This is a genomic window from Collinsella sp. HCP28S3_E9 (assembly GCF_052065455.1).
Classification (GTDB): Bacteria; Actinomycetota; Coriobacteriia; order Coriobacteriales; family Coriobacteriaceae; genus Collinsella.
The window spans coordinates 1-14,260 of record NZ_JBQHTZ010000016.1; the positions used below are offsets into that span (position 1 = coordinate 1).

10 protein-coding genes are annotated in these 14,260 nt (G+C 60.6%); 6 read left to right on the plus strand and 4 right to left on the minus strand.

The annotated features are described in order from the left end of the window. Positions 1 to 254 precede the first annotated feature (254 nt). The 6 genes from ACTNA2_RS07930 (at position 255) to larD (ending at position 10,729) form a co-directional block, all read left to right on the plus strand. Positions 255 to 1,553 (plus strand): M20 family metallopeptidase, encoded by a 1,299-nt coding sequence (locus ACTNA2_RS07930; protein WP_441049125.1) that lies wholly within the window; start codon positions 255 to 257, stop codon positions 1,551 to 1,553. A gap of 3 nt (positions 1,554 to 1,556) precedes the next feature. Further along, a complete protein-coding gene (locus tag ACTNA2_RS07935; RefSeq protein WP_441049127.1) occupies positions 1,557 to 2,861 on the plus strand; it encodes an MFS transporter in 1,305 nt (434 codons plus the stop codon). A gap of 307 nt (positions 2,862 to 3,168) precedes the next feature. After that, positions 3,169 to 4,482: a histidine--tRNA ligase gene (gene hisS, locus ACTNA2_RS07940; RefSeq protein WP_427729192.1), complete on the plus strand. Its 1,314-nt coding sequence runs from the start codon at positions 3,169 to 3,171 to the stop codon at positions 4,480 to 4,482. A gap of 257 nt (positions 4,483 to 4,739) precedes the next feature. After that, on the plus strand, positions 4,740 to 7,553 hold the full coding sequence (locus tag ACTNA2_RS07945) for a phosphoenolpyruvate carboxylase (RefSeq protein ID WP_441049129.1): 2,814 nt from the start codon (positions 4,740 to 4,742) through the stop codon (positions 7,551 to 7,553). Between the two features lie 1,117 nt (positions 7,554 to 8,670). Next, the gene (gene larA, locus ACTNA2_RS07950) at positions 8,671 to 9,948 is read left to right on the plus strand and encodes a nickel-dependent lactate racemase (protein WP_427748316.1); all 1,278 of its coding nucleotides are present in this window, start codon (positions 8,671 to 8,673) and stop codon (positions 9,946 to 9,948) included. Between the two features lie 49 nt (positions 9,949 to 9,997). Next, positions 9,998 to 10,729 carry a D/L-lactic acid transporter LarD gene (larD, locus tag ACTNA2_RS07955; RefSeq protein WP_441017382.1) on the plus strand — a complete coding sequence of 244 codons (732 nt, stop codon included), beginning with the start codon at positions 9,998 to 10,000 and terminating at the stop codon, positions 10,727 to 10,729. A 302-nt stretch (positions 10,730 to 11,031) separates the two neighbouring features. On the opposite strand, the gene ACTNA2_RS07960 is transcribed toward larD, so the two are convergent. From ACTNA2_RS07960 to serB, 4 genes are all read right to left on the minus strand, one after another. Next, entirely contained in the window at positions 11,032 to 11,571 is a 540-nt protein-coding gene (locus ACTNA2_RS07960; protein ID WP_441049131.1) for a TetR/AcrR family transcriptional regulator, read from the minus strand. A 2-nt stretch (positions 11,572 to 11,573) separates the two neighbouring features. Continuing rightward, positions 11,574 to 12,503 (minus strand): LarC family nickel insertion protein, encoded by a 930-nt coding sequence (locus ACTNA2_RS07965; protein ID WP_441049133.1) that lies wholly within the window; start codon positions 12,501 to 12,503, stop codon positions 11,574 to 11,576. A gap of 10 nt (positions 12,504 to 12,513) precedes the next feature. Next, positions 12,514 to 13,296, minus strand: a complete 783-nt coding sequence (larB, locus tag ACTNA2_RS07970) for a nickel pincer cofactor biosynthesis protein LarB (protein WP_441049135.1) — start codon at positions 13,294 to 13,296, stop codon at positions 12,514 to 12,516. 117 nt (positions 13,297 to 13,413) lie between these two features. Beyond that, positions 13,414 to 14,049 (minus strand): phosphoserine phosphatase SerB, encoded by a 636-nt coding sequence (gene serB, locus ACTNA2_RS07975; protein ID WP_427747576.1) that lies wholly within the window; start codon positions 14,047 to 14,049, stop codon positions 13,414 to 13,416. Positions 14,050 to 14,260 lie beyond the last annotated feature (211 nt).

Below are 14,260 nucleotides of genomic sequence, written 5' to 3' on the forward strand. Positions count from 1 at the left end.
GCGGCTTCTACGAGCATACGAGGCGCCAGATGATCGATCGTCCCCAGCCCTTCTGGGACTATTGGCAACGGCAGGGAGCGGCTACGTCAATGCTGGTCTAACAGAGAGTTGCGTAAAAAGCCGCGAGCGCGTTTGTAAACAATCTGTTGCGCCGTCCCTCTGGGGCGGCGTTTTTTATGCGTCGCCTTTAAAGTTATGCCCTGCACTTTAGAGTATGAAAGTGCTTGCTGCTAAAACTTTACTGGAGGGCATCTATGGCACCAGCTCTGTCCGATTTTCAACCACAACCAGCGCTTCAGACCTCAGCGGCGGCGCAAGCCGCCATTGGCGACGGTCTGGTCAAAGAGGCTCAGGCTTTTGCCGATGAGCTTGCCGCATGGCGTCACGATCTGCATCGGATGCCCGAACTCGGTAACGACCTCCCACAGACCTCTGCGTATATCCAAGCGCGCCTGAACGAGATGGACATCCCATTTTCCACGCTCGTCGATGGTTCCTGCGTTGTGGGCCTTGTCGGTGCCGGTGCCGCCGCGGCCCAGGGCAATGGCGTCTGCACGGACGAACAGGCCGGTACGGTCGTTATGCTGCGCGGCGACATGGATGCCCTGCCCGTTGTCGAGGAATCCGGCGAGCCCTTTGCATCTACCAATGGCTGCATGCATGCTTGCGGTCATGATATGCACGCGACGGCGCTGCTTGGTGCGGCGCGCCTGCTCAAGGCTCGCGAGGCCGCGCTTGTCGACGCCAATGCCACCGTCAAGCTGTTGTTCCAGCCGGGCGAGGAGACCTTTGAGGGGGCACGTGCTGCCATCGCCGACGGCTTGCTCGAGAACCCGCGTCCTCAGGCGGCTTTTGCCATGCATGTCAACAGCCAGTCGCCGCTTGGCCTGGTGCTCTACGGCAGCCCGGCGCTTTCGGGCGTGTACGGTTTCCGCATTACGCTGCAGGGCAAGGGCGGCCACGGTTCGAGCCCCGAGATCTGCATCGACCCCATCACGGCAGGCGTGCATGTGCACCTGGCGCTCCAGGAGCTTATCGCTCGCGAGGTGCCGGCGGCCAAGGAGGTCGCGCTCACCGTGGGTAAGTTTGCCGGTGGCCAAGCGGCCAATGTGATTCCCGACACCTGCGTGCTCGAGGGAACATTGCGCGGCTTTGACGTTGAGCTCATGGAGCACCTCAAGACCCGCATTGCGGAGGTCGTCAAAGGCGTTGCCACGACTTATCGTACGCCGGCGACTATCGAGACGCTCTCGGATGTTCCCCCGCTCGTGCTCGATGACGATATGACCCAGGCTTCGTTTGGCTATGTGGGTGCGACGTTGCCCAAGGCCGCCTTCCTGCCTCTGTTCCATGCCATGGCGAGCGAGGACTTTGCGCTTATCTCGAGCGAGATACCGAGCGCGTACTTTACGTTCGGTGCGGCTGTGACCGATACGGACGAGCACTTTGCCCAGCACCATCCCAAGGCACGCTTTAGCGATGCCGAGTTGCCGCTCGGCGCCGCGGCTTATGCGGCGGTCGCCCTGGGCTATATCGCCGACCACAAGGAGTAATCCATGTCCCAGCAGCATAAATTCTTCCCCGGTTGGCTCGTCGTGGCCTCCGGCTTTGTCATCATGGCCACGTGTTACACGATTTTCGTTAACTGCATGAGCCTGTTTCAGCCGCTTATCGTGAGCGACTTGTGCATTTCCCTTGCTCAGTACAACATCTCCAACGCCATCTCAACCGTGGTGAGCGTTGTCGGCTCGCTTGTCATTGGCCATGTTGCCGACAAAGTGAGCGGTCGCATCTTGGGTTCCCTTACCGTTATCGCCACCTCTGCCGTTCTTGCCGGGATGAGCTTTGTCGGTGAGCTGTGGCAGGTCTACGTGCTCTTTGCCGTCTCGGGCTGCTTTGCCGTCGCCTCGACCCGCCTGCTCATTAGCCTTGTGACCGCCAACTGGTTTACGGCCAAGCGAGGTCTTGCGATCTCCATAGCACTTTCGGGCTCGGGCTTTGGAGGCGCTGTTCTGTCTCCCACCGTGAGCTCGCTTATCGTGAGCGTTGGCTGGCGTTCCGCCTTCCTGGTGCTCGCGGCTATCTGCATGGTGGCGGCGCTGCCCATCACGGCCTATTCCTTCCGCACCAAGCCTTCTGAGATAGGCCTTAAGCCGCTCGGCGAGAACCCGGGCGATCCGTCCGTCTCGACAGCTGGCGACAAGGACGAGCACACGGCTCCCGAGGTTAACGTCGGTTGGTCTCGCATCAAGAAGAGCCCGGCGTTTTGGCTGCTTGTCGTCGCCTTTCTCTTTATGGGCCTCGTTAACGGTGCCATCTTGCCCAACCAGATCACCAACATGACGAGCGTTACCGTCAACGGCGCCAAGATTGTCACGGGCGGTCACGACCCCGTGTGGGCGGGCACTGTGCTTTCGGCCTATATGGTCACCGTCGTTATCGCCAAGATTTCGCTCGGCGTCATTTACGATCGCTTTGGCCTACGTTTTGGCAACGTGTTGGGATCCGTTGCGTGCATTATCGCCTGCGTAGCCCTGTGCTTCCCCGCGACCGATCTTGGTCCCATCGTGGCTGCCGTGAGCTTTGGTGTCGGAACGTGCATGGGCACCATCACGCCCACTATCGCCGCGTCCAAGCAGTTTGGCATGGCCGATCTGGGCAAGGTCACGGGCGCCATTACCTCGCTCGAGATGGTCGGCGGCACCGTGGGTGCCATTGTCTCGGGCGTGCTGTTCGATGCCACGGGCTCCTTTGCGAGCACCTGGATCGTGTGCCTGGTGTGTTCTGTGGTCATGCTCGTATTCCTGCTGGCATCCGAGCCCATCGCCGCTAAGCTGCGTGCGAGCGTGGCGGGGGAGTAGACGTCCGTCGCTCTTTTCTGTTCGCCCCGTGTTCTGTCCGTGGCCGCCTTGGAAGCCGAATGGATGCTCGTACCATCATTCGGTTTCCAAGGCGGCCACGGACATACAAAATGATCCGTTTTCCTCTGTCCCCAACAGATCGTGTGATTCGAAGGGGGCGGAGGAAAGCGGATCGGCTGCAGCGGCGGCACGTCTGGCCGAACGAGCTCCCATACCCTCGTTCGGTCAGACGCGTCGCCGCGTTTTGTTTTTGTGCCGTATAATGACCACTACCTATGACGCGATACTAAAAGAAAGGTGTTTGCCCATGCAGGCACAGAAGGCGGAGGGAACCCGCGACCTTATCGGCGCCGAGATGCGCGCCTGGCAAAAGATGCAGCGGATCGCTGCCGGCGTGTTCGAGCCGTTTGGCTTTAAGCCCATCGAGACGCCCGCGATCGAGCAGGTGGACGTGTTTGTCCACGGCATCGGCCAGTCGACCGATGTCGTGCGCAAGGAGATGTTCCGCGTGTTTAGCGGCGCCAACCTGGAACGTGTCTTTACCGAGGGCACCGATGCCAAGCTCAAGCCCAAACAGCGCTTGGCGCTTCGTCCCGAGGGCACTGCCGGCGTGGTGCGCGCCGTCGTGGAGAACAACCTGGTGCCCCAGGGCTCCACGCCGTTTAAGGCCTACTATGCCGAGGCCATGTTCCGCGGCGAGCGCCCCCAGAAGGGCCGCCTGCGTCAGTTCCATCAGGTGGGCATTGAGTGGCTCGGTGCTCCCGATCCGGCTGCGGACGCCGAGTGCATCATTATGCTCATGGAGTTCTACAAGCGTCTGGGCTTCGATCTTTCCAAGCTCCGTCTGCTCATTAACTCGATGGGTGATGCCCAGTGCCGTCCGGCCTATCGCGAGCAGGTCAAGCAGTTCATTCTCGATCACGCCGACGAGATGTGCGATGAGTGCCGCGAGCGCGCCGAGCTCAACCCGCTGCGCGCCTTCGACTGCAAGAACGACCATTGCCGCGAGATCATGGCCGAGGCCCCGCTGATGGGCGACAACCTGTGCGACGAGTGCCGCGAGCACTACGAGCAGGTCAAGCGCTATCTGGATGCCGCCGGCATCGAGTATGTCGAGGACCCCACCCTGGTGCGCGGCCTGGACTACTACACCCGTACCGTCTTTGAGGTCGAGGCCCCCGGCGCCGGCGTCGGCTCCATCGGTGGCGGCGGCCGCTACGACGGCCTGGTCGAGCTCGAGGGCGGCAAGCCCACGGCCGGTGTCGGCTTCGCCGTCGGTTTTGAGCGCGCCCTGCTGGCCCTGCAGGCCTTTGGCAGCGACCTGGGTGCCGATGAGGCTCCGTGTGTCTACGTTGCCAACGCCGGCAAGGAACTGCGTCAGAACGTTTTTGCCATTACGCAGAAGCTTCGCGCCGCAGGCATCGTGACCGAGGCAGACTATCAGGGTCGTTCGCTCAAGGCTCAGTTTAAGCAGGCCGACAAGGTGGGCGCCAAGCTCATTTTGGTTTTGGGCGGCGACGAGCTTGCCGCCGGCAAGGTCAAGGTGCGCGACATGCAGAGCCATGACGAGGTGCTGGTCGATCTGGCCAACGTTGTCGAGGCGGTTCGCGAGCGTCTGTAGGGCATCATTTTGAGCTGCGGGTCCGCTAACGCGTCCCGCTCGCGGCGAACGATTGTTACGGGGGTGTTTCGCTTTTATGCGGAATGTCCCCGTTTGCATATGCCGCCCACCGAGAAATACGACCATTTGGGGCAAAAAGCCTTGCAATGCAGAAAATACTTTTGTGTGGTAAAGCGCAATCAGTGTCGAAAGTATTTCTCAAGTGCCTATAATGAATACCGCATGTTACGTGCATAGAAGGAGGAATGGGAGGAAACGTGGCTGAGAACCTAAGCAACCAGTCTGTACCCGAAGCCGCGGCGCGCGTCGCTGCCGTGGTCAACCGCCTCGTTAACCGAATCGGCTCGAATGCCGAGTCCAGGGAGCGTCTCGCCGAGATTGAGATTCCCGAGGAGCTGCGCGACAACCTTGCGCTGTTCCTGCGCCTGGAGCGCCGTGTGCTTAGCGAGTATGATCCCGAGATCGCGGACCTGTTCGACAAGATTCTGTCGGCCGAGATCGTGGCCAATGCCGGCAACCCCGGTAGCCGTGCCGCCGACGAGGCCGTCGACGAGCAGGGCGTGCCCACCGCCGACGAGCCCACTGCTGTGGCGTTTCGCGAGGTCGTCGATTTGATCGACAGCCTGCCGCTCGATAAGCAGCAGGTTATCGTCCGTGCCTTTACGAGCTTCTTCCATCTGGCAAACCTGTCGGAGGAGAACTACCGTGTGACGCAGCTGCGCGAGCGTGAGGCCGGTGCATCGACCGATACCGAGGTCGATCCCGCCAACGAACTCACCGTCGCCTATCACCAGCTGGTGGATGAGATGGGTGTCGAGGGCGCCAACGAGCTGCTCGGCAAGCTTGAGTTCCATCCCGTCTTTACCGCGCATCCCACCGAGGCCCGTCGCAAGGCCGTCGAGGGCAAGATTCGCCGTATCTCTAACCTGCTGGAGGAGCGTCCGCGTCTGGGCGGCTCCGACCTGGTGGAGAACGAGCGCCATATGCTGCAGGAGATCGACGCCCTGGTGCGTACGAGCCCCATCGCGCTCAAGAAGCCCACGCCGGTCGAGGAAGCCGATACCATCATCGACATCTTCGATAACACGCTGTTCGACGTCATCCCCGTCATCTATCGTCGCTTTGACGACTGGGTGCTGGGTGACAAGGCCGGTACCGTGCCGCCGCTGTGCCCGGCGTTCTTCCATCCCGGCAGCTGGATCGGTTCCGACCGCGACGGTAACCCCAACGTCACCGCCAAGGTGAGCCGTGAGGTCGCCGCCAAGTACTTCACCCACATGGTGCTCAAGCTCGAGGACAAGTGCCGCCGCATCGGCCGCAACCTCACGCTCGAGGCCACCTACAGCAAGCCGTCTGCCGAGCTCATCAACCTGTGGAACCATCAGGTCGAGATGAGTGCCCATTACACGGCCCGCGCCGAGCTTATCTCCGAGCACGAGCCGCATCGCGCCGTCATGCTCGTCATGGCCGACCGTCTGAACGCCACCGTACGCCGTATCACCGACACCATGTATCACAGCGCCGACGAGTTCCTGGATGACCTGCGCGTCGTCCAGCGTTCGCTGGCTGCCTGCGGTGCCGTCCGTGCCGCCTACGGCCCGGTGCAGACCATCATCTGGCAGGTCGAGTCCTTCGGCTTCCATATGGTCGAGATGGAGTTCCGTCAGCACTCCGTGGTGCATGCCCGCGCCCTCAAGGACATCCACGAAAACGGTATCCATGGCGACCTGCAGCCCATGACGCGCGAGGTCATCGACACCTTCCGCGCTATCGGCTCCATCCAAAAGCGCTACGGCAAGAAGATGGCACACCGCTACATCATCTCGTTTACCAAGAGTGCCCAGCATGTGGCCGACGTCTTTGAGCTGGCCCACCTGTCCTTCGCACACGAGGAGGACGTTCCCGAGCTCGACGTGATCCCGCTGTTCGAGCAGCTCGAGGACCTCGAGGGCTGTGTTGACGTGCTCGACCAGATGCTTACGCTGCCCGTGGTGCAGAAGCGTCTTGCCCAGACCAACCGCCGCATGGAGGTTATGCTGGGTTACTCCGACTCCTCCAAGGATGCCGGTCCTACCACGGCCATGCTTGCGCTGCACTCCGCGCAGGAGCGCATCGCCAAGTGGGCCGAGAAGAACGATATCGACCTGGTGCTCATGCACGGTCGCGGCGGCGCCGTGGGCCGTGGTGGCGGCCCGGCCAACAAGGCCGTACTGGCGCAGCCCAAGGGTTCGGTCAACTGCTTCTTTAAGCTCACCGAGCAGGGTGAGGTCATCTTTGCCCGTTACGGCAACCGCACGCTGGCTCAGCGCCATGTTGAGTCCGTTGCCGCCGCAACGCTTTTGCAGTCGGCCCCGAGCGTCGAGAAGACCAACACCGAGACCACGCAGAAGTTCTGGGATATGGCCGAGAAACTCAACGCCGCAAGCCACGAGCGCTATCTGGACCTGCTGAACACCGAGGACTTTACACCGTGGTTCTCGACCGTGACGCCGCTGACCGAGGTCGGTCTGCTGCCGATCGGCTCGCGTCCCGCCAAGCGCGGCTTGGGTGCCAAGTCGCTCGACGACCTGCGTACCATTCCGTGGATTTTCAGCTGGAGCCAGGCACGCATTAACCTGGCCGCTTGGTACGGCCTGGGCACCGCCTGCGAGCAGCTGGGCGATCTTGACCAGCTCAAGGCTGCCTACCAGGAGTGGCCGTTCTTCCGCACCTTTATCGATAACATCGAGATGTCGATTGCTAAGACCGATCAGCGCATTGCCAAGATGTATCTGCATCTGGGCGACCGCGATGATCTGTCCAAGAAGGTCTTTACCGAGATGCAGCTCACCCGTAAGTGGGTCCTTGCCATCGTTGGTGACGAGTGGCCGCTGCAGCGTCGTCGCGTGCTCGGCTGTGCCGTTCGCGTGCGTAACCCCTACGTCGACGCCCTGTCCATCGCCCAGGTCCGCGCCCTTCGCGAGGTGCGTATGAACCAGGACGAGATGGCCGAGGAGAAGAAGGCCGAGTACATGAGCCTGATTCTTTCGACTGTGACCGGCGTCTCGGCAGGTCTGCAGAACACGGGGTAATCGATAGCCCTGTGGCTCTCACCGGGGCCCGACGGGTTTCCCTCTGAATGCGTCCTCGCACTTGAAGCCCCCTTATCCTGCTCCTTCGGAGCTGCGGATAAGGGGGCTTCGTGCTGCGGAATGCATTCAGAGGGAAACCCGTCGGGCCCCTTCGTCCTCGGTCCTCTGGAATTAAAGCTGAGGAGAAGAATGGCGCGCTTCGCGCATAGCGTGGAGTGCGGCGAGGGCTTCTTGCGTCCTGCGGAGTGTGCCTAAAAGTAAACTGATGGCGGGCCCTGCGATGTCCGGTCTTCGGCGGATTACTGCTGGGGGAATAATGGCGCGCTTCGCGCGTTTGGAATGGGCTTCGTGCTGCGGAATGCATTCAGAGGGAAACCCGTCGGGCCCCTTCGTCCTCGGTCCTCTGGAATTAAAGCTGAGGAGAAGAATGGCGCGCTTCGCGCATAGCGTGGAGTGCGGCGAGGGCTTCTTGCGTCCTGCGGAGTGTGCCTAAAAGTAAACTGATGGCGGGCCCTGCGATGTCCAGCTTCGGCGGAAGGCCGCTGGGTGAGGGTGGTGCCTGGGGCGACGTGCAAAAAACGGAGTTTTCAGCAGCCAAAGATCGATGCATAAGGCCATAGCCGGCCCTCGCTGCTTTTGTTGATGATTTTGCAAGACAATTGGGCCTTGGCGATGCTCGTATATGGCTGGTTTCTCGCCGCATGTTATCCAGATGGGACGAGTCATGAGGACGATCTACCTTTTGAAAGACTTTTGACACGAAAATCTTATCTTGCGATGCTGAATACTCGCAAAAATGCACGCTCCGGAGGGGGCTACCATGTTGCGGTTCGAAACCCAATGCGTCATTCTATGCAGTATATTGACCTATTTATGCAAGATAGCTTACACGCGCATGCCACAGGATTGATGTTTGCCTCGGCGCTGCGTAATCCACCCTGCCCATAGCTTCTTTGACAGGAGACCGCGGTCCCGTTTGGGATCGCGTCCGTTTTGTTGTGGGACAAATATGAACGTTGTGTTAACGACTCGGTGGACGGTGGCGTTTTTCGGTGAGCGGCGTATCCTTCCAACGGTTTATCTAGTGTGTCAGTTGAAAGGAAGAGGGCGCTCGTCATTGTTTGAATGTGAACTGCCGTTTGACCACAAGACATTGCATCTGGAGCTCGAGGATAAGAACTTCGCGGGTGTGATGGAAGGTCATCAAAACGAGTTTAAGACTGCAAAATCGCAGGAAGAGCTGGTAGAGGAGTCGCTTGCCAACCCTTATGGATCGCCTTCGCTCGAGGAGCTTTGCGCTGGCAAGAAGGATATTGTCATCATTAGCTCCGACCATACGCGCCCCGTTCCCTCGCGTGTGACGATGCCTATTCTGCTGCATCACATCCACTCCGCTGCGCCTGAGGCGCGCGTTCGCATTCTGGTTGCTACGGGTATGCATCGTCCATCGACACACGAGGAACTCGTCAACAAGTATGGCGAGGAGATCGTTGCCAACGAGGAAATTGTCATGCACGTCGCGACCGACGACAGCATGATGGAAAAGATTGGCACCCTGCCTTCTGGTGGCGAGTGCATCATCAACAAGATTGCCGCCGATTGCGATCTACTGCTTGCCGAGGGCTTTATTGAGCCGCACTTCTTTGCCGGTTTTTCTGGCAGCCGCAAGTCCGTGCTGCCCGGCATCGCCAGCTACAAGACCATCATGTACAACCACAACGGCCAGTTTGTGAACGATTCCCATTCGCGCGCCGGCAACCTGTGCCACAACCACGTGAGCGAGGACATGTTTGCCGCTGCCGAGATGGCTCACCTTGCCTTTGTGCTCAACGTGGTGCTCAACGGCAAGCACGAGGTCATCGGCTCCTTTGCCGGCGACATTCACAAGGCGCACGAGGCCGGCTGCGAGTTTGTGAAGAGCCTTGCCGGCGTTGAGCCCGTCGAGTGCGAGATTGCCATCACCACCAACGGTGGCTATCCGCTCGATCAGAACGTCTATCAGGCCGTGAAGGGCATGTGCGCTGCCGAGGCCACACTTCCCGAGGGCGGCGTGATCATCGATGTCGCCGGTTGCGCCGATGGTCACGGTGGCGAGGGCTTCTATCACAACATCGCTGACAACGATCCGGCAGAGTTTGAGCGCGCCTGCATCGACCGTCCTAAGGACGAGACCCTGCCCGACCAGTGGACGAGCCAGATCTTTGCCCGCATCCTGGCGCATCACCCTGTGATCATGGTCACCGACCTGTGCGATCACCAGATGCTCAAGGATATGCATATGACGCCGGTCAACACCCTCGAGGAGGCGCTCAAGCTCGCCTTTGAAATGAAGGGTGCCGATGCCAAGGTAGCCGTCATTCCCGATGGCCTGGGCGTTGTCGTCGCTCAGCACTAGCGCGCGGCCTAAACGAATCGTTTGTAACCGACAAGAAAGATAAGGTTTTATGCTTACCAAACTCCTCTGCGAATTCGGTGCAACGGCCCTCATGATCATCTTTGGCGTGGGCGTACACTGCGATACCGTGCTTAAGGGCACCAAGTATCAGGGCTCCGGCCACATGTTTGCCATCACCACCTGGTCTTTTGGCATCTCGGTCTGCCTGTTTGTCTTTGGCGGCGCCGTGTGCATGAACCCGGCTATGGTGCTTGCCCAGTGCATCGTCGGTCTGGTGCCGTGGAGTAGCTGCATCCCCTTCATGATTGCCGATATGCTCGGCGGCTTTGTGGGCGCCGTAATCGCTTGGTTTATGTATACCGATGAGTTCAAGGCTTCCGAGGGCGTCGTCGACCCCATTGCCCAGCGCAACATCTTCTCGACCAACCCCACCACCGAGGGCACGAACTATGCCCGCAACTTCTTCTGTGAGGCTATCTGCACCTTTGTGTTCATCAGCGCCATCCTTGCTGCCGCTAGCCGCGCCGGCGAGAACGTTCTGATGCTCGCTATCTGCGTCGGCCTGATCGTTTGGGCCGTTGGCATGGGCATGGGTGGCATCACCGGCTTCGCCATGAACCAGGCACGCGACCTTGGTCCTCGCATGGCCTATCAGGTGCTGCCGATCAAGAACAAGGCTGACAACAACTGGAAGTACGGCCTGCTCGTTCCTGGCATCGCGCCGTTTATCGGTGCCGCTCTGGCCGCGCTGTTTGTGCACGGTTTCTTGGGCATGTTCTAGTCCAAGGCCGCATAGTTGTCCGCTGGCCGCATGGGGTAACTTCCCAGCGCGTCCTCGGACATGAAAGAACCCCTGCTGCGCACTTCGTGCGGCGGGGGTTCTTTCGTCCTGTGGAATGCGCTGGGAAGTCACCCCATGCGGACAGCTGAGGGGTCTTTGTTGCGTTTGTACAAGCAACCCAACATATTTCTGAATTTGGATGGGAGGGGCTTGTCGCTGTTGGGGGGCGTTGAAGTGCGAGTGACACGTTGGGATGCGCGGGCGCCTTGGGTTGGGGCAATGCTCTGGGATGAGCCTCTTACTTAGGTGAAGAGGGGTTTTATGGCTGATAGGTAGTCTTTGGCTACGTCGGCCTTGTCGGCTTGGAAGTTGTGCCAGGCCCACCATTGGACGGTGGCTACGAAGCTTGAGGCTATGTGGTGGAGGAGGAAGTTGCGATTCATGGTGCTGGCGGGGCCTGTGGGGTCGACAGGGACGGTTTCGGCTGCGCGCGACATGATGGTCTTGCGGAGACAGTCGGCGAAGACGCGCGAGCCGGCGCCGGCTACGAGGGCGCGTACGCCCTGACGACGATCCCAGAGGTTGTTGAGGATATGCTCGACCTGTACGAGCGGGTCATTGAGGGGTGTACCGTCATCGTCGAGGGCATGGGTGCAGATATCGCACACGAACTCAGCGAGCAGGTCATCTTTGCTCTTAAAGAGGCCGTAGAACGTTGCCCGACCTACATGGGCGCGAGCGATGATGTCGCCGACGGTAATCTTGCCGTAGTCCTCTTCGCGCAGGAGCTCGGAGAACGCCGCAACGATGGCAGCGCGGCTTTTTGCCTTGCGGGCATCCATGGCTATGCGTCCGCGTGAACGAGCAGACAGCGGAGCGTGCCGGAGCAACCCTCGTAGGGGCGTTTGCCGGCGCCGTAGCCGACGGCTTCGATGTGGTAGCGTGAGGGCAGTTGGTCGGACGTGCGCAGCGCGGTGACGATGGCGGCGCCCGTTGGCGTCACGAGCTCGCCGGCGACCGGTGCAGGCGTGAGGGCGATATTGCCTGCCTGGCACAGGTTGACGACAGCGGGGACGGGAATGGGCATGAGGCCGTGGGCGCAGCGGATGGTTCCGTGGCCCTCGGAGAGCGACTCGACCACAACATCCTCAATGCCCAGGTCGTCGAGGCAGATGGCGACAGAGCAGACGTCGACGATGGAGTCGACAGCGCCCACCTCGTGGAACATGACGGTGTCGGGCGTTTTGCCGTGAGCTTTGGCCTCGGCAGCAGCGAGTGCGGTAAAGATGGCGAGGGCACGACGCTTGGCGCCATCGCTTAGCTGTGAGCCGTCGATGATGGCGGTGACGTCCGCCAAAGAACGGTGGTGATGGTGGTGGGCGTGGTGATGGTCCTCGTGGCCATGGCCGTGAGCCTCATGGTCATGCTCGTGCGTATGCTCGTGGCAGTGCTCGTGTTCATGTCCGCCATGGTCATGATGGTGGTGCTCATGCTCGTGCGTGTGCTCGGCAGCTGCTTCGTTGCCAAAGAGCCAGGCCATATCGTGATCATGGTTCTCGAGCTCCTCTGCCAGCTGAACGTCAAAGTCGCAGGCGTCGATGCCATGCTTGTTTACGCGTGTAACGGCAATCTCAAAGCCGTCGACCGGCAGCGTGGCGAGCTGTTCGCGCAGGTGCTCCTCGCTGGCACCCAGGTCGAGCAGGGCCGCGACGGTCATATCGCCGCTGATGCCCGAGGTGCCGTCGATGATAAGCGTATGCTGATGGTTGGACATGGAATGCTCCTTAACGGGCGCAGGGTGTTCCGGCGCTCAGATGATTGATAAGACTTGCCTGGTAGGCGGCACCAAAGCCATTGTCGATATTGACGACCGAAACGCCGCTGGCGCAGGAGTTGAGCATGGCGAGCAGCGCGGCTATGCCACCAAAGCTCGCGCCGTAGCCCACGCTGGTGGGAACGGCGATGACCGGACAGCTTACCAGACCGCCGATAACGCTCGCCAGCGCGCCCTCCATGCCGGCGATGGCGATGACCACCTGTGCCTGGGCAAGTTCCTCGGCATGCGCGAGCAGACGGTGCAGGCCGGCGACACCTACGTCGTAGAGGCGGTCGACCTCGTTGCCGAAGAACTCGGCCGTCAACGCGGCTTCTTCGGCGACGGGCAAGTCGCTCGTGCCGGCGCAGGCGACAACGATGCGTCCGTTACCGGTAGGGGAGGGCTTGCCGCCCACGAGGGCGAGCTGGGCGTTCGGGACATATCCCAGGTCGATCCCGTTGTCGAGAAGCTCCGAGGTGCGGGCTGCTTTTTCGGCATCCAGGCGCGTAACCAGGGTGCGCTCCTGACCGGCATCGCGCAGCGCTTTGATAATGGCGGCAATCTGCTCGGCGGTTTTACCGGCGCCGTAGACAACCTCACCGGCTCCCTGGCGCACCCCGCGCGAAAGATCGAGCTGCGCAAAACCCAGATCGGCGGTTGGCGCCGTTTGGATGCGCGTAAGGGCGACTGCCGGGGTGACTGCTCCGTCGGCAACATCGCTCAGTAACTGCTCAAGATCTCGCTTATCCATATATCTTCCCTTCGACGGCGCAAAGTCTAGCACTCAAAGGGTATGTTTCCGAACACTAAGACAAAATTGTTCGGAAACTAGATATAGGGGATTTGATTCTGTTGTTAGATGGATCGGCTAGTCACGCAGGATGATGTCCATGGCGAGCATCAGGTTGCGCTCGTCGATGGCAAACGGAGCGGCCTCGCGCGTCTTGGGCTTGGCGCAAAATGCGATGCCCGTGCCCGCGGCCTGAATCATGGGGATGTCGTTGGCGCCGTCGCCGATCGCCACGGTATGGGCCATATCGACACCGCACTCAACCGCCCAATCCAGTAGCTGGATGAGCTTGGATTCCTTGGTCACAATGTCTGCCGCCAGCTTGCCCGTGAGCTTGCCGTCTACGACCTCCAGCCGGTTGGCCAGGCAAAAATCGATGCCCGCAGCGGCCACGATCTTGTCGGCGACCTCGTGGAAGCCGCCGCTTACCACGCCGACCTTCCAGCCTTTGCTGTGCGCCGAGCGCACAAGCTCCAGTGCGCCGGGGGTAAACGTCACGCGCTCAAAGGTGCGCTCGAAAACGCTCTCGTCCAGGCCGGCAAGCAGGCCCACGCGCTCCTCGAGCGCCTGCTTAAAGTCGAGCTCGCCGCGCATGGCGCGTTCGGTGATCCGCGCAACTTGCCCGCCCACGCCTGCTTCCTCGCCCAACAGGTCGATGACCTCCTGGTTGATGAGCGTGGAATCGATATCCATAACGATGAGGCGTGCAGTCATGGTGGGCCTTTCCGAGTGCGGTTGTATTGTAGGCACATTGTCGCACGTGACAAGCGCGGGCGGGCAGTGCGGTGCGCCAATTGTTTCGTCTCCGTCAAGTCTTTGAGCGGGAGCCACTTTTTCGCGGTACATCGGCGCGGGTGCGATAAGATAGAACGCCATGTCCGGCTGCGCGGTTTACGCAGGCTGGGCAAATCTGTACGACGCCGCC